The sequence below is a fragment of the Streptomyces sp. JN8 genome (genome assembly GCF_055808075.1).
In genome coordinates this window covers 6,486,512-6,500,585 of record NZ_CM147852.1, presented here as the reverse complement: position 1 = coordinate 6,500,585, position 14,074 = coordinate 6,486,512, and the positions used below count along the sequence as shown (strand labels likewise).

Annotated in this window: 17 protein-coding genes; 12 read left to right on the top strand and 5 right to left on the bottom strand. The window is 72.9% G+C overall.

The window, feature by feature from the left end; translation table 11 throughout:
• Nucleotides 1-187: 187 nt before the first annotated feature.
• Nucleotides 188-799 carry a hypothetical protein gene (locus ACY0MR_RS28685; RefSeq protein WP_361858796.1) on the top strand — a complete coding sequence of 204 codons (612 nt, stop codon included), beginning with the start codon at nt 188-190 and terminating at the stop codon, nt 797-799.
• 26 nt (nt 800-825) lie between these two features.
• Nucleotides 826-1,563, top strand: coding sequence for a 3-keto-5-aminohexanoate cleavage protein (locus ACY0MR_RS28680; RefSeq protein WP_388804747.1), 738 nt, complete (start codon nt 826-828; stop codon nt 1,561-1,563).
• Nucleotides 1,564-1,723: 160 nt separating this feature from the next.
• Here the strand turns inward: ACY0MR_RS28680 and soxR are convergent, their stop codons facing one another.
• On the bottom strand, nt 1,724-2,200 hold the full coding sequence (soxR, locus tag ACY0MR_RS28675) for a redox-sensitive transcriptional activator SoxR (RefSeq protein ID WP_388804443.1): 477 nt from the start codon (nt 2,198-2,200) through the stop codon (nt 1,724-1,726).
• A 129-nt stretch (nt 2,201-2,329) separates the two neighbouring features.
• Here soxR and ACY0MR_RS28670 point away from each other — a divergent pair, with 129 nt between their 5' ends.
• On the top strand, nt 2,330-2,791 hold the full coding sequence (locus ACY0MR_RS28670; RefSeq protein ID WP_361858802.1) for a MaoC family dehydratase: 462 nt from the start codon (nt 2,330-2,332) through the stop codon (nt 2,789-2,791).
• Here ACY0MR_RS28670 and ACY0MR_RS28665 read toward each other — a convergent pair.
• From ACY0MR_RS28665 to ACY0MR_RS28655, 3 genes are all read right to left on the bottom strand, one after another.
• Complete coding sequence (locus tag ACY0MR_RS28665) at nt 2,782-3,408, bottom strand: TetR/AcrR family transcriptional regulator (protein ID WP_388804439.1); 627 nt, start codon at nt 3,406-3,408, stop codon at nt 2,782-2,784. The two genes, ACY0MR_RS28670 and ACY0MR_RS28665, sit on opposite strands and share 10 nt — an antisense overlap.
• 99 nt (nt 3,409-3,507) lie before the next feature.
• Nucleotides 3,508-3,795, bottom strand: a complete 288-nt coding sequence (locus ACY0MR_RS28660) for a YiaA/YiaB family inner membrane protein (RefSeq protein WP_361858808.1) — start codon at nt 3,793-3,795, stop codon at nt 3,508-3,510.
• 76 nt (nt 3,796-3,871) lie between these two features.
• Entirely contained in the window at nt 3,872-5,023 is a 1,152-nt protein-coding gene (locus ACY0MR_RS28655; protein ID WP_403316652.1) for an acyl-CoA dehydrogenase family protein, read from the bottom strand.
• A 71-nt stretch (nt 5,024-5,094) separates the two neighbouring features.
• Between ACY0MR_RS28655 and ACY0MR_RS28650 the strand changes: the two genes are divergently transcribed.
• From ACY0MR_RS28650 to ACY0MR_RS28635, 4 genes are all read left to right on the top strand, one after another.
• Entirely contained in the window at nt 5,095-5,826 is a 732-nt protein-coding gene (locus tag ACY0MR_RS28650; RefSeq protein ID WP_404084491.1) for a TetR/AcrR family transcriptional regulator, read from the top strand.
• Nucleotides 5,827-5,844: 18 nt separating this feature from the next.
• Nucleotides 5,845-6,540 (top strand): ArsR/SmtB family transcription factor, encoded by a 696-nt coding sequence (locus tag ACY0MR_RS28645; protein WP_473556146.1) that lies wholly within the window; start codon nt 5,845-5,847, stop codon nt 6,538-6,540.
• Nucleotides 6,541-6,792: 252 nt separating this feature from the next.
• Nucleotides 6,793-7,707, top strand: a complete 915-nt coding sequence (locus ACY0MR_RS28640) for a DMT family transporter (RefSeq protein ID WP_361859651.1) — start codon at nt 6,793-6,795, stop codon at nt 7,705-7,707.
• Nucleotides 7,708-7,921: 214 nt separating this feature from the next.
• Entirely contained in the window at nt 7,922-8,596 is a 675-nt protein-coding gene (locus tag ACY0MR_RS28635; RefSeq protein ID WP_361859649.1) for a TetR family transcriptional regulator, read from the top strand.
• Between the two features lie 202 nt (nt 8,597-8,798).
• On the opposite strand, the gene ACY0MR_RS28630 is transcribed toward ACY0MR_RS28635, so the two are convergent.
• On the bottom strand, nt 8,799-9,461 hold the full coding sequence (locus tag ACY0MR_RS28630) for a TetR/AcrR family transcriptional regulator (RefSeq protein ID WP_361859646.1): 663 nt from the start codon (nt 9,459-9,461) through the stop codon (nt 8,799-8,801).
• Nucleotides 9,462-9,584: 123 nt separating this feature from the next.
• Here ACY0MR_RS28630 and ACY0MR_RS28625 point away from each other — a divergent pair, with 123 nt between their 5' ends.
• The 5 genes from ACY0MR_RS28625 to ACY0MR_RS28605 all read left to right on the top strand — a co-directional run bounded on the left by ACY0MR_RS28625 (nt 9,585) and on the right by ACY0MR_RS28605 (nt 14,057).
• Nucleotides 9,585-10,523 (top strand): DMT family transporter, encoded by a 939-nt coding sequence (locus ACY0MR_RS28625; RefSeq protein ID WP_392865295.1) that lies wholly within the window; start codon nt 9,585-9,587, stop codon nt 10,521-10,523.
• Nucleotides 10,524-10,593: 70 nt separating this feature from the next.
• Nucleotides 10,594-11,397, top strand: a complete 804-nt coding sequence (locus ACY0MR_RS28620) for an MBL fold metallo-hydrolase (RefSeq protein ID WP_388804418.1) — start codon at nt 10,594-10,596, stop codon at nt 11,395-11,397.
• Between the two features lie 26 nt (nt 11,398-11,423).
• Nucleotides 11,424-12,125 carry a DsbA family oxidoreductase gene (locus ACY0MR_RS28615; RefSeq protein WP_404084494.1) on the top strand — a complete coding sequence of 234 codons (702 nt, stop codon included), beginning with the start codon at nt 11,424-11,426 and terminating at the stop codon, nt 12,123-12,125.
• Between the two features lie 221 nt (nt 12,126-12,346).
• Nucleotides 12,347-13,525, top strand: a complete 1,179-nt coding sequence (locus ACY0MR_RS28610) for an aminotransferase class I/II-fold pyridoxal phosphate-dependent enzyme (RefSeq protein WP_361859634.1) — start codon at nt 12,347-12,349, stop codon at nt 13,523-13,525.
• Complete coding sequence (locus ACY0MR_RS28605) at nt 13,515-14,057, top strand: DUF6190 family protein (RefSeq protein ID WP_361859631.1); 543 nt, start codon at nt 13,515-13,517, stop codon at nt 14,055-14,057. The genes ACY0MR_RS28610 and ACY0MR_RS28605 overlap by 11 nt, the downstream gene beginning before the upstream one ends.
• The last annotated feature ends 17 nt before the right edge of the window (nt 14,058-14,074 follow it).

Below are 14,074 nucleotides of genomic sequence, written 5' to 3'. Positions count from 1 at the left end.
TCGCGGGGGGCATCCCGGGCGCGCACCCGGGGCCGCTTCGGGCGCCTGCGGACTCCTCCGTTCCGCCCCGCCTTCGGCGCCCCGGGACCCCCGCTGATGGCTGCCATCCGATTTTCGATGGAACACCGCGGGGCGCTCGTTCGTCCCTCTGATACCGCGGAACGACCAGCGACGGAGGTGGCGGGAGATGGCCGGTTTCCGGAGTCTCGCGAGACAGGTGCGCGATCCGGGGTGCGACACGGCGCTGCGCAGGTACTCCCTGCGCAAGTGCCTGGAGCGGTTCGCGCCGTACGGACACAGGGCGACGTGGGACCACCTGTGCCGCCGGCACAGGTTCGGACCCGAGGACCGGGAGCTCGACCCCGGGCGGCTGATCGCCGCGCTCGACGAGCTGGAGGAGGCGCGGGCCGTGTGGCTCGCGTACGAGGAGGAGTTCGCCGCCCGAAGGCGGCGCGAGAAGCACGAGGGGCTGCGCGGGCTCGGCGCCCTGGACGACTGGCACCGGCGGGTGTGGGGCGGCAACGGCGTGGTGCGGTGCGGCGATCCGGCCGTGCACCCCTCGGACCCGCTGCCCGAGGTGCTGCGGCGGTTGATCACCGCCCTGGAGGGCGACCCGGGCGAGCGGTGCCCGGTGTGCACGGGGCCGCGCATCGAATGGACCGGCGGCGACACGTACGAGCCGTGGCTCGGTCCGGTCTGCGGGGACTGCGGGGTGGGCGTGCCGCGCGCGGTGCTCACCTCGGGGGCGCTGGCCCGCGCCCGCGGGGAGCGGAGTCGCTCCCTCGCGTCGGCGGCGTGAGTCCGCGCCGGGACGAGGTGCCGCCGGTGCTCCAGGTCTGCCTCAACGGGACGCGGGGGCCAGGGGACTGCGCCGGGGTGCCGATGTCGCCCGAGTCGCTCGCGGAGTCCGCGGCGCGGGCGGTGGCGGCGGGTGCGGGCGAGGTGCGGGTGCACCCCCGGACGCCGTGCGGGAGCACGTCGCTCTCGCCCCGGGTGCTCGGACCGGTCCTGGAGGCGGTGCGGGCGGCGGTGGGCGGCGGCGTGCGGATCGCGACCGCGGTGACCGCCGAGCCCGACGCGGGGCGCCGGGTGGAGCGGATCCGGTCCTGGACGGTGCTGCCCGACCTGGTGTCGGTCGACTGGCACGAGCCGGGGGCCGAGGAGGCGGCGGAGGCGCTCCTGGCCCGCGGGATCGGGGTCGAGGCCGGGCTGTGGGCCGGTACGGACGGAGCGGAGCGCTTCGCCCGCTCGGCGCTCGCGCCCGGGGTGCGGCGGATCCTGGTGAAGGTCCCGCACCCGTCGGCCGGCGGCGACGCCGAACGGGCCGCGCGCTCCTTCCTGTCGGGCATGGGACCGCCGGCCGGGACCGCCGTGCTGCTGCACGGCGAGGGGCCCGGCGCGTGGCCGGTGCTGCGGCTCGCCGGTCGGCTCGGCCTCGGCGCCCGGATCGGCCTGGAGGACACGCTGCTGCTGCCGGACGGCACGGCGGCGCGGTCGAACGCGGAACTGGTCGCCGCGGCGCGGGCCGCGTCCGGCCCGCGGCCGCCGGAGCCGGAGGGTTAGGCCGTCTCTTTCGGATCTTGCCTGACCCGCGCCGCCCGACACAGCACCTCGCCGCGTTGTCGAGGCACCCGGGTACGCCCAGTACCCGGGTACCTCTCCGCCTTGCGAGGCACGGCACCGGACGACGCGGGCCTGACCGGCAAGATCCGAAAGAGACGGCCTAGTCCTCCGCGTCGGCGGGGCGGCGGACGGGGAGGAGCCGGGAGCCCGCCATGCGCGCGCCGAAGGCGTCGTCGGGGTTGGACAGGACGCAGGTCTCCAGGGAGAGGCAGCCGCAGCCGATGCAGTCCGTCAGGTGGTCGCGGAGCCGGCCGAGCTGCTTGATGCGCTCGTCCAGCTCGGTGCGCCAGGTCGCGGAGAGCCGGGCCCAGTCCTCGTTGGTCGGCGTGCGCTCCTCGGGGAGCTGGGCCAGGGCCTCGCGGATGGTCGCCAGGGGGATCCCGACCCGCTGCGCGGCGCGGACGAACGCGACCCGGCGCAGGGCGTCCCGGCCGTAGCGGCGCTGGTTGCCGGTGGTGCGGCGGCTGCTGATGAGCCCCTTCGCCTCGTAGAAGTGGAGGGCGGAGACGGCCGCCCCGCTGCGGGCGGAGAGCTGGCCGACGGTGAGCTCGTGGATCTTCTCTGGAATCTGCGGCACCCCGCGACCCTACTGGTCCGGTCCGTTGACAGCGGACCGCTCACCCCACATGCTGAGCAAGCGCTTAGATACCGACCGTTGGGTATGCCGTACGAGGTGGGGCATGCCGGACCAGAAGGGACCAGGAACATGGCCGAGCCGAGGATCTTCACCTCCGCCGAGGAGCTGCGCGCGGGAGTCGGCGAACAGCTGGGGCACAGCGACTGGGTGGAGATCGACCAGAAGCGGATCGACCTCTTCGCGGACGCGACCGGGGACCACCAGTGGATCCACGTGGACCCGGAGCGCGCGGCCACCGGCCCGTTCGGCACCACCATCGCGCACGGCTACCTGACCCTGTCGCTGCTCCCGCTGTTCGTTCCGCAGGTGCTGCGGGTCGAGGGCATGAGGATGGGCCTCAACTACGGCACGGAGAAGGTGCGCTTCCCCGCGCCCGTGCCGGTCGGTTCGCGGCTGCGCGCCACGGCCGTCCTGACGAAGGTCGAGGAGGCGGGCGGCGGGGTCCAGGTGACGGCGGCCGTGACCGTGGAGCGCGAGGGCTCCGAGAAGCCGGTCTGCGTCGCCGAGTCCGTCTCCCGCTACTACTTCTGAGCGCCGACCATTCTGAGCACGAGGTCGGCGTAGAGCGCGCCGACCTCGTCGGGCGAGCGGCGGCCCTGGACGTTGAACCAGCGCGAGACGTCGATGCAGAGCGACAGGACGGCGACGGTGGTGCCGGCGACGTCCGGCACGTCGAACTCACCCGCGGCCACGCCCTCGTCGATGATGCCGCGGACCGCCGCGTCGGAGTGGCGGCGCAGTTCCACGATCTCGGCCCGGTGCTCGGGGCCGAGGGCGTCGAGCTCGTACTGGACGACCCGCGCGGTGGTGTGGCGCTCGGCGTGCCAGCGGACGAAGGAGCGCACGGCGTCGGCGAGGCGCTCGGCCGCCGTGCCCTCGCCGCCGGCCGCGGCCCGGAGGATCTCCAGGGCCTTGTCGTGGCCGATGCGGCTGATCCGGTGGAGCAGCTCTTCCTTGGTCTTGTAGTGGATGTAGAGCGCGGCCGGGCTCATGCCGGCGCGGCCCGCGATGTCCCGGGTGGTGGTGGCGTGGTAGCCGCGCTCGGCGAACGCCTCGACGGCGGCCACCAGCAGTCGCCGGGCCGCCTCGGGCGTGACCTCGCCCCAGGGCATGTCCTCGCCCCCGGGCGTCTCCTCCGCCGCGCTCATCCCACACTCCCTCTCGGACCCGTCAGGACGCCCACCATACCAACGAGGGTGAGCAAGCGCTTAGAGACGGAGAACGCCAGCTCAGGACCCGCGGAGCGGTCAGAGCTTCTGGAAGGGGTCGTGCTCGGCGAGCAGCTTCTCCAGCCGGGCCTGGTCGACGCGGCTGACGATCTGCCCGGCCTCCTGGCGGTCGCGGACGACCTTGGCGAGGGTGAAGGACGAGGTGGTGAGGTAGAGGACGGCGACGGCGAGGAAGGCGCGGACCCAGGCGCTGGCCTCCAGCTGATAGATGCCGATGGCCACCGCCGCGAGGGCGAGCGAGAAGGAGGCGACGGCCTGGGCGTAGTAGGCGGCGGTGTTCTGCTGCTTGACCGGTGTGTCACTCATGGGCACAGCATCGGCCGGATGTGGCCGGCACCACATCCGTCCGCGTACTCAGCCGGGTACTCAGAAGGGCCCGGGGTCAGAAGGCGGACACCCCCGTCAGCGCCCGGCCGATGATGAGCTTCTGGATCTGGCTGGTGCCCTCGTACAGGGTCATCACGCGGGCGTCCCTGAGGAGCTTTCCGACCGGGTACTCGTCGATGTAGCCGTAACCGCCGAAGACCTGGAGGGCGTTGTTCGCGGCGCGGACGGCGGCCTCGGAGGCGTACAGCTTCGCCTTGGAGGCGGCGGTCGCGAAGTCCCGGCCCCGGTCGATCAGGTCGGCGACCCGCCAGGTGAGCAGCCGGGCGGCGTCCACGTCGACGGCGATGTCGCTGATCAGTTCCTGCACGAGCTGGTACGAGGCGATGGGCTTGCCGAACTGCTCACGCTCCCCCGCGTACCGGACGGCCGCGTCGAGGGCGGCCTGGGCGATGCCGACGCAGCCGGCGGCGACCGACATGCGGCCCTTGGCGAGGGCGGACATGGCGACGGCGAAGCCCTTGCCCTCGGGGCCGAGCATTGCGGCGGCCGGGACGCGGACGTCCTCCAGGACGAGTTCGGCGGTGGCCTGGCCGCGGAGTCCGAGCTTGCCGTGGACGGCCCGCCGGGTGAGGCCGGGACTGTCGGTCGGGACGAGGAAGGCGGACACCCCGCGGTGGCCGGGGGCGCCTCCGGTGCGCGCGAAGAGCAGCACGACGTCGGCCCAGGTGCCGTTGGTGATGAACATCTTGGTGCCGCTGAGGAGGTAGTCGTCGCCGTCGCGCACGGCCCGGGTGGCGAGGTTCCCGGCGTCGGAGCCGGTGCCGGGCTCGGTGAGGCCGAAGCAGCCGAGGGCGTCGCCGGAGGCGAGCCGGGGCAGCCACTCCCGCTTCTGCTCCTCGTCGCCCCAGGCGGCGACGGTCTTGGCGACCAGGCCGAGGGAGACGGAGACGATGCCGCGCACCGAGGAGTCGCCGCGGCCGAGCTCCTCGGTCACGAGGCAGTAGGCGAGGTGGTCGCCGCCCGAACCGCCGTACTCCTCCGGGATCGTGAGCCCGAGGAAGCCGACGGCCCCGAGCTTCTTCACGATCGCCCGGTCCACCTCCTCGGCGCGGTCCCAGGCGGTGGCGTGCGGGGCGACCTCGCGCGCGACGAAGTCCTCGGCGAGCCGCCGTGCGGCTTCCTGCTCCTCGCTCGGTTCCAGATTCACGTGGCGCCCACCTCACCCGACCGTTTAATTACCACTGCTAGTTTTCAGCGTGCAGGCCTACTATGTGCGCCATGGCCCGACCGCGCAAGCCCCTGCTCAGCCGAGACCGCATCGTCGAGACGGCGGGCGCGCTCGTGGACGCGGAGGGCCTCGGCGCGCTCTCCACCCGGCGGCTCGCGGCCGAACTCGGGGTGAGCGGGCCCTCGCTCTACAACCACTTCCGGACCAAGGACGAGATCCTGGACGCGGTCGCCGACGCGGTGAGCGCCAAGATCGACCTGTCGATGTTCGCGGAGGACGACGGCCGCGACTGGCAGACGGCGCTGCACGACTGGGCCGTCTCCTACCGCGCCGCCCTCGCCGACCACCCGCACATCGTCCCGGTCCTCGCCCAGGGCCCCGGCCGCCGGCCCGCCGGACTGCGCGTCGCGGACGCCGTCTTCGGCGCGATGGTCCGGGCCGGCTGGACACCGGCCCAGGCCACCTCGATCGGTGCGCTGATGCGGTACTTCGTGACCGGCTCCGCCCTCGGCTCCTTCGCGCGGGGCTTCGTCGACGACGAGACGGCCTACGACCCGGCCGACTACCCCCACCTCGGCCAGGCGCACCGCCTCGCCGAGCACCGCCAGAAGGTCGACGAGGGCGCCTTCGGCACGGGCCTGCGGGCGCTGCTCGACGGGCTGCGGCTGCAGTACGAGGCCCTGGCGCCCGGCTCCCCCGGTCGGTCCGCCGCCGGCTCCCCCTCCCGGCCCGCGGCCGGCTCGCCGGGACGACGGGACGGTTCGGCCGCCGCCGAAGCGTGAGTGCGGGACGCTGGGTGCATGGCAGCCACCGACCTCGCCGCCCTCGCGGCGCTCTTCGCGGACGAGACCCGCGCCGCCTTCCTCCTCGCCCTGCTGGACGGACGGGCCTGGACCTCCGGGGAACTCGCCCGGCACGCGGGCGTGGCGCCGTCCACCGCCAGCGAGCACCTCGGGAAGCTCGTCGCCGGCGGGATGCTCGCCGAGGAGCGGCAGGGGCGCCACCGGTACGTGCGCCTCGCCGACCCCGGCGTCGCGCACCTCGTCGAGGACCTGGCCGCCCGCTCCGAACCGGCGGTCGCGCCGCCGCCCCGCTCCCTGGGCGCCGCGAGCGCCGGGCGCGCGATGGCCCGCGGCCGGACCTGCTACGACCATCTCGCCGGACGGCTCGGCATCGCGATCACCGAGGCGATGACGGTCCGCGGACTGCTGCGCCAGGACACCGGGTTCGCGCTCACGGACCGGGGTCTGGCCTGGTTCGACGAGCTGGGCGTCCCCCTCGTGCGCCGCGGACGGCGGCCCCTCGCGCGCGGCTGCCTCGACTGGACCGAGCGCAGGCCGCACCTCGCGGGGCTCGCCGGCGCCGCGCTGTGCCGGCACGCGCTGGAGGCGGAGTGGTGCGAACGGATCGGCTCGGAGCGGGCCGTCAGGGTGACCGCGCGGGGCGAGCGCGAGCTCCACGCGCACCTGGGCATCGCGCCGGAGGGTCTGCGGTGAGACCGCGCCGCCGGCCCCGGCGGCCCGGGCGGCTCGGGCCGCTCCGGCGGCTCGGGCCGCTCCGGCTGCTCAGACGGCTCAGGCGGCTCCGGCCGCTCGGACGGCTCCGGCCGCTCCGGCCGCTCCGGCGATGACGCGAGGAGACCGCACCGGCTCGCGGCCCCAGCGGCGGCGGCGCGGGGGGCCGTTCCGGCCCGGCGGACCCGGGATATTGCGGTGAGCGCCGAAGGGTCCGCGCCCTACGGTCGAGCCATGCAGAAGCAATCCTCGCGGCTCGCCCTCGCCGCCGCCGGTGTCACGGTCGTCCTGTGGGCCTCCGCCTTCGTCTCCATCCGCAGCGCGGGAGAGGCCTACTCCCCCGGGGCGCTGGCGCTCGGCCGGCTGCTCGCCGGCGGCCTCGTGCTGGGAGCCGTCCTCCTGGTACGCCGGGAGGGGCTGCCGCCCCGGGCGGCCTGGCCGGGGATCCTGGTCTCCGGACTGCTCTGGTTCGGGGTGTACATGGTGGTGCTCAACTGGGGTGAGCAGGAGGTCGACGCGGGCACCGCGGCGATGGTGGTGAACATCGGACCGGTCCTGATCGCGCTGCTCGGCGCCCGCTTCCTCAAGGAGTCCCTGCCGCCGCGGCTGCTGGCCGGCATGGCGGTGTCCTTCGCCGGGGCGGTGGTCGTGGGCCTCTCGATGTCCCGGGACTCCTCCGGCGCGCACGCCTCGCTGCTCGGGGTGCTCCTCTGCCTCCTCGCGGCGATGGCATACGCGGGCGGGGTCGTGGCGCAGAAGCCGGCGCTCGCCCACGGCAGCGCGCTCCAGGTGACCACGTTCGGATGCCTGGTGGGCGCGGCGGCCTGCCTGCCGTTCGCCGGGCAGCTGGTCGACGAGGCGGCCCGGGCGCCGCTGTCGGCCACCCTGAACATGGTCTACCTGGGGGTGTTCCCGACCGCGCTCGCCTTCACGACGTGGGCCTACGCGCTGGCCCGGACGACCGCGGGCCGGATGGGCGCGACGACGTACGCCGTACCTGCCCTCGTGGTGCTGATGGCCTGGCTGCTGCTCGGCGAACTGCCGGGGCTCCTCACCCTCGCCGGCGGCGCGCTGTGCCTCGCCGGGGTGGCCGTATCCCGCTCACGGGCGCGTACCTCCGCCGGCGCCGGAACGGCCGAATCCACCTGACAGGGCATGGCTTCGGTTCCGGACACTTCACCGGCCGCCGACGCCGGGTGTGCGCCCGCGACCTGGACGGGAGGAGCGCGTCAAGCCCCAGTTTCGGCCCCTGCGGCGAGAGCGTACGTTTCGTGGCCCCTCGGCCGGATAGTTTCGAGTCGGTCACAGGCGCGGGCCGGAACACAACGCTCCGGCACCTTCTCGGAAGCCGACGGGGGAGCTCATGGCGATTCAGCAGAGGGCGGAACGCACAAGACAGGAAATCCTGTCCGCGGCCGCGAAAGTGTTCGACGGGCAGGGGTACGAGCGGGCGTCGCTCGCCAGGATCGCAGGCGAGGCCCGGGTCACCACCGGGGCCCTCGTGTTCCACTTCGCCACCAAGGCGGAGCTCGCGACGGCCGTCCACGGGCGGGCCCGGGCGGTCACCGGGATCACGGTGGAGTCGGCCTGCCTGTCCACGGAGGGAGTCGGCGGGACATCGATCGACAAGCTGGTCATCGCCACGCACGCGCTGATCCGGCTCTTCGAGACCGACCCGACGGCGCGGGCGGGTGAACGCCTGGCACGGGAGCTCCAGTTAACCGGCCCGGGGTTATCCCGGGACTGCCCCTGGCGGCGCGAGGTGGCGCGCCTGGCTCGTTACGCGGAGGCCGAGAAGGCCCTGCGCCCCGGTGTGGACGCGACGGCGGTCGCGGCGCTGATCGGCTACGTGATCACCGGCGTCGAGCTGGAGATGCGCTGTCCGAACGGCCCGTCCGACGAGTGCTGGCCCACCGAGGACCCGAGGGGCGCGGACAGCGCCGCCCTGCACGGCCCCGCCGAGCAACGGCTGGACCGTATCTGGAAGTTGATCCTCCCCGGCCTGGTCCACCCGGCCGGCCGACGGCCCGCCCCCTAGCGGGGCCTTGCCGATCGGGCCGCCCCGCGGAGCGGCACCGGGCCGCACGAGCCCGGCGTGACCGGCGGAGCGCCGCCCCGGGGGCCGTCCCGCCGGACCCGCGGCGCCGGCCGGCGGGACGCCCCTCCCGCCCGCGGGGCGCCCCTCCCGCCCGCGGGACGCCCCTCCCCGGGTCGCAACCGGAGGGGGGCGCCGCCCCGCCTCACTCCCCCGAACGCAGCAGCTGCCGGGCGAAGTCCGCGAGCGAGCGGCCGACGCGTTCGGCCGACAGGCCGAGTTCGTGCCGCTGGAACTGGAAGAGTTCGGGTGACAGCGGGCTGAGCGCGATGTCGATCAGCGGGTCCGGGTCCTGGATCCCGTGGTCGACGAGCAGCGTGCGGACGTGCACGCGCCAGAAGCCGTAGGCACCCGTGCGGAAGCGTGCGGGCCCGGTCTCCGCGCCGAGGGCCAGCGGCAGGTGCCGCTCCAGGAGGTCGAGCATCGCGAGGTAGAACGCCGCGAGCCGCTCCCCCGCCGGAGCGCCCGGGCCGAGCGGCGGCGGCCCGTAGATGAGCTGGCCCTGGAGCCTGCGCTCGTGCTCGTCGAGCAGCGCGACGGCGACCGACGAGGGGTCGGGGAAGCTCCGGTAGAGCGTGGCCCGGCCCACTCCGGCGGCCTTGGCGATCCGGTCCATGGTGACCGTCCGCGGATCCTGCTGGGCGAAGAGCTGCTCGGCCGCGGCCAGGATCTGGGCGCGGTTGCGTTCGGCGTCCGCGCGTCTGCGCGGGGCGACCGGCTGTTCGTCCGCGGCCTGGAGATCACCGAGGAGCCCGCCGACCCGGTGGACGGAGGCTGCTCCACGACCCCGCTGCTCGTCGTCGCTCATGGATCAGACCTTACTTCCCTCGAAGCTAAGTGGACACCTTGTCCGTTTGACGTGTCGCGTGGCATGCTAAACGGACTCAGTGTCCACTTACCCGCTCGCCATCCCCGCCCCAGGGAGATCCAGATGCACACCGCGCTCCTCGCCGCGGCCCTGCTGGTCGGCTGCCTCCTGGCCGTCCAGGCCTCGGTGAACCTCCAGCTCAACTCGGCCGTCGGCACCCCGTACGGCGCCTCGACCATCCAGCTCGGCGTCGCGACCGGTCTGCTGACCGTGCTCGCGGTGGCGGCCGGAGCGCTCGGCGCGCTCGGCAAACTGCCCGACGTCGAGCCCTGGCAGCTGCTCGGCGGACTCGCCAGTCCGCTCTACATCACCAGCGGCATCCTGCTCTTCCCCAGGCTCGGCGCCCTCGCGGCCGTCGGACTCTTCGTCACCGGCCAGATGTTCGCCTCGCTCGCCCTCGACCTCTTCGGTCTGCTCGGCCTCCAGAAGCAGGACCTGAGCGCCGGCATCGTCATCGGCGCCGTGGCCGTGCTCGTCGGCATCGTCGTGATCATCCGGGGCATGAAGGCCGCGGCGCCTCCCGGCGCCCCCAAGATGTCGAGCGCCGGCCGGGTCGGCTGGCTCGCCCTCGGCATCGTCGCCGGAGCCGTGCTGCCCGTGCAGGGCGCGGTCAACGCCCAGCTGCGCGCCCAGCTCCAGCAGCCCGTCACCGTCGCCGTGATCAGCTTCGCCGTGGCGACCTTCACGATCGCCGTCGTCCTGCTCGTGCTGTACGCGACCCGGAGGACCCCGGCGCCCAAGATCGCCCCGCTGAAGAAGATGCCCTGGTGGGGCTGGCTCGGTGGCGCCTGCGCCGCCGCCTACGTCACCGGCACCTTCCTGCTCATCCCCGAGATCGGCGCGGCCGTCACCATCGCCCTCACCGTCACCGGGCAGCAGCTCACCTCGGCCCTGATCGACCACAAGGGCCTCTTCAAGCTCCCCCAGCGCTCCCTCACCAAGGAGCGCGCCGTGGGCCTCGCCCTGCTGATCGCCGGCTCCCTGACCATCCAGCTCGTCTGACCGGGGCCGCGCTCCCCCGGACCCCCTCCCGGGGGAGCGCGGCCCGCCCGGTCGTCATGAAAGGTGTGCCATGAAAGCGTCCTACACCGCCGGGCCGGACCTCCACGTCCTCCCCTCGGCACTGCCCATCCCGGGCCTCGGCGACCAGCCGGTCAACGCCTTCCTCCTCCGCTCCGGCGAGCCGATCCTCGTGGACACCGGCATGCCCGTGGACCGGGAGGGCTTCCTGGACTCCCTCTGGTCGCTGATCGAGCCGGCCGACCTGCGCTGGGTCGTCGTCACCCATGACGACCGGGACCACACCGGCGCCCTCGCCCGCATCCTGGAGGCGGCGCCGAACGCGAAGGTGCTCGCCAACGCGATATCGGTGACGCGAATATCGGAAGAGTTCACCATTCCGCAGGAACGTGTCGTGACCGCGAACCCGGGAAGTCGCGTGAAAGTCGGCGACCGCGAGCTGAGTTTTCACCGGCCGCCCACCTTCGATTCACCCGGGACTCTCGCCGTGTTCGACCATTCCGATGGAACGCTCTACAGCTCCGACAGTTTCGGCACCGTCGTCGAGGAAATCAGCCAGGAGTTCACCGACCTCTCGGAGGCGGAATTCTTCCACGGCTTCGAGGTCCTCAACCGGGCGATAGCCCCGTGGACCGCGCTGGTCGACGAGACGAAGTTCCTGGCGCCGGTGCACGAGCTGGCCGCCCTGCGCCCGGCGAAGCTGCTGAGCGCCCACGGGCCGACCGTCCGCGAGGCCGCCGTACCGCGGCTCTTCGAGGCGATGGCCCGCATCCCCTCCCTGCCGGCCTGGCTGCCCGGCGCCGACCTCGACCTGGAGGCGGCGCTCGACGCCGTCGAACCGCCGCCCGCCGCCTGAGATCCCCGCACGAACCGAGGAGAACCATGTTCGACCCGACCACCGCCGACCTGACGCCGCCGCGCGGAGTCGTCACCGTCTTCTCCGACATCTGGTGTTCCTTCGCGCACATCGCGATCCACCGGCTGCACGCCACCCGGGCCCGCCTCGGCCTGGAGGAGCAGGTCTCCTTCGACCTGCGCGCCTTCCCCCTCGAACTGCTCAACGACGCCCCGAGCCCGCGCCCCGGCACGGACAGCGAGGTCGCCCGGATGGCCAGCCTGGAGCCGGCCGCCGGCTGGCAGCTGTGGCAGGCCAAGGACTGGCTCTACCCGTCGACGACCCTGCCCGCCCTGGAGGCCGTGCTCGCCGCCAAGGAGCAGAGTCTGCGCGCCTCCGAGCTGCTGGACCTGGGGCTGCGCAGGGCCTTCTGGGCCGAGTCGCGCTGCATCAGCCACCGCAAGGTGATCCTGGACGTGGCCGCCGAGACCGGCGCCGTCGACGTGGGGGCGCTCACCGAGGCCCTGGACGACGGGCGGGCCCGCCGGACCCTCGCGGACCAGTCGGCACTCGCCCAGAGCGACCGGGTGAACTGCAGCCCCCACCTGTTCCTGCCCGACGGCTCCGACCACGCGAACCCCGGCATCGAGGTCGACTGGGAGGGCGCCTACGGCATCGGCTGGCCGGTCATCGGCTCGGACGACCCGAAGGTGTTCGAGGACATCCTCCTGAAGGCCGCCACTGAATAGTTGAAACACCGCCGAAAAAGGCGGCGCAGTACCGGAACGACGGGTAGGCATTCCTTTTCGAGGAATGCCTACCCGTCGTTCCTTTTTTCGGCCCGCAGAACATCGCGGTGATTATTAATTGCGTGACCCGGCCGTTATTCGCAAGGCCGCTCGAAGCTCCTACAGTCATTCACGCCGCCGGAATTCCGGACGGAGATTCGTTTCGACAGCGGGAGTTCTTCATGTCGTTGACCGACAAGGCAGACGTCAGCACGTTCGTCGACCTCACCCAGCACGAGATCGAAGCCCTGAAGACCCGGTTCAACCTTGCCGACGCGCACACCCACCAGCGGCAGTCCACCTCCCAGGAGCGGATCGTCTCGCGGCTCCCCGAGCTCTGGCACGAGTCCGAGTCGAAGCAGCAGGCGCACTTCGAGCGGCAGTTCCTGGACGCCTTCTTCCGGCTGCACCAGCAGCCCACCGCCCGTGCGATGGGCCGCACCCTCCTGTCGTACTCGGCGAGCGTCTCCACGATGGTCGCCGGCATGTTCCTCAAGCAGCGCGACATGTCGGTGCAGCTCGTCGAGCCCTGCTTCGACAACCTGGTCGACCTGCTCCGCAACATGCAGGTGCCGATCGCCCCGTTCGCCGAGTCGGCGCTGCACGACAAGGACTCCATCTACCAGCGGCTCGTCGACGAGATCACCGCGGACGCGATCTACCTCGTCGACCCGAACAACCCGACCGGGTTCACCCTGCTCGCCGAGAAGCTGGAGGGCTTCCGCGAGGTCGTCCGCTACTGCGTGGACCACGACAAGGTCCTGGTGATGGACTTCTGCTTCGCCTCCTTCGCGCTCTGCGACGAGGGCATCGGCCGGGTGGACATCTACCGGCTCCTGGAGGAGTCCGGCGTGACGTACATGGTCATGGAGGACACCGGCAAGACCTGGCCGATCCAGGACGCCAAGTGCGCCATGATCACGGCCAGCCAGGACATCCAGGAGGAGGTCTACAACCTCCACACCAGCGTCCTCCTGAACGTCTCGCCGTTCGTCCTCAACATGGTCACGCAGTACGTCGAGGACTCCATCACCGACGGCTTCGCCTCCGTCCGCGACATCATCCGCACCAACGGCGAGGCCGCCCGCCAGGCGCTCAGCGGCACGATCCTCGAGTTCCAGGAGCCGGTCGTCGGCACCAGCGTCGCCTGGTTCCGGATCAAGCCCGAGCACCTCACCGCCACCCAGCTGCAGGCCGTCCTCTTCGACGAGGAGGTGTACGTCCTGCCGGGCACCTTCTTCTACTGGAACACCAAGGAGAAGGGCGAGCGCTTCGTGCGCCTGGCCCTGGCCCGCGAGCCGGAGCTGTTCGCCGGCGCGATGGAGCGGATGCGGAAGGTGCTCGAGCGCTATGCCGTCTGACCGCGGACCCGTGTTCATCGACGCCACGACGTTCATGGGCATGCACAGCAAGGACGACGCGGTCCGCACGGCCGCCAAGGCCTTCTTCGCCGGCCGGCTGGCCGCGGGGGAGGCGGGCGGGGTCGTCATGAGCTGGGAGCAGGTCGGCCGCTGCGACGACCTCGTGTGGGGCTACGAGCGGGGACTCCAGGACGAGTACTACCCGTTCATGGACGTCCTCCACACGGACCTGGCCGTCGACCGGATCCCCTACACCGAGGACGACGTCCGCCGGGCCTTCGACGAGCCCGCCCTCGACGGACTGCCCGCCCATGAACGCCTGCTGCTCTCCCAGGTCATCGGCCGCGGGGGCGTGCTCCACACGGCGAGCCCCCGGCTCGTCCGCACGGCGGCCGCGCTGCCCGTCGTCCCCCTGGTCCCGCTCGACCCGGCCGACGCTCCCGCCCCCGGCGAGGAGCCCTCGTTCCCGGCGTACCTGGAAGACCTCTACCAGCGGTCGCTGGTCCTGAAGGTCGTCTCCGAAACCCTCTGAACTCGTTCCGAAGGGCA

Coding starts and splice junctions, on each gene's coding strand:
- ACY0MR_RS28645 (WP_473556146.1), top strand. CDS start 5,845: ATGGCAGCCACCGACCTCGCCGCCCTCGCGGCGCTCTTCGCGGACGAG.
- ACY0MR_RS28650 (WP_404084491.1), top strand. CDS start 5,095: ATGGCCCGACCGCGCAAGCCCCTGCTCAGCCGAGACCGCATCGTCGAG.
- ACY0MR_RS28620 (WP_388804418.1), top strand. CDS start 10,594: ATGAAAGCGTCCTACACCGCCGGGCCGGACCTCCACGTCCTCCCCTCG.
- ACY0MR_RS28615 (WP_404084494.1), top strand. CDS start 11,424: ATGTTCGACCCGACCACCGCCGACCTGACGCCGCCGCGCGGAGTCGTC.
- ACY0MR_RS28685 (WP_361858796.1), top strand. CDS start 188: ATGGCCGGTTTCCGGAGTCTCGCGAGACAGGTGCGCGATCCGGGGTGC.
- ACY0MR_RS28640 (WP_361859651.1), top strand. CDS start 6,793: ATGCAGAAGCAATCCTCGCGGCTCGCCCTCGCCGCCGCCGGTGTCACG.
- ACY0MR_RS28660 (WP_361858808.1), bottom strand. CDS start 3,795: ATGAGTGACACACCGGTCAAGCAGCAGAACACCGCCGCCTACTACGCC.
- ACY0MR_RS28605 (WP_361859631.1), top strand. CDS start 13,515: ATGCCGTCTGACCGCGGACCCGTGTTCATCGACGCCACGACGTTCATG.
- ACY0MR_RS28670 (WP_361858802.1), top strand. CDS start 2,330: ATGGCCGAGCCGAGGATCTTCACCTCCGCCGAGGAGCTGCGCGCGGGA.
- ACY0MR_RS28610 (WP_361859634.1), top strand. CDS start 12,347: ATGTCGTTGACCGACAAGGCAGACGTCAGCACGTTCGTCGACCTCACC.
- ACY0MR_RS28630 (WP_361859646.1), bottom strand. CDS start 9,461: ATGAGCGACGACGAGCAGCGGGGTCGTGGAGCAGCCTCCGTCCACCGG.
- ACY0MR_RS28625 (WP_392865295.1), top strand. CDS start 9,585: ATGCACACCGCGCTCCTCGCCGCGGCCCTGCTGGTCGGCTGCCTCCTG.
- ACY0MR_RS28665 (WP_388804439.1), bottom strand. CDS start 3,408: ATGAGCGCGGCGGAGGAGACGCCCGGGGGCGAGGACATGCCCTGGGGC.
- ACY0MR_RS28635 (WP_361859649.1), top strand. CDS start 7,922: ATGGCGATTCAGCAGAGGGCGGAACGCACAAGACAGGAAATCCTGTCC.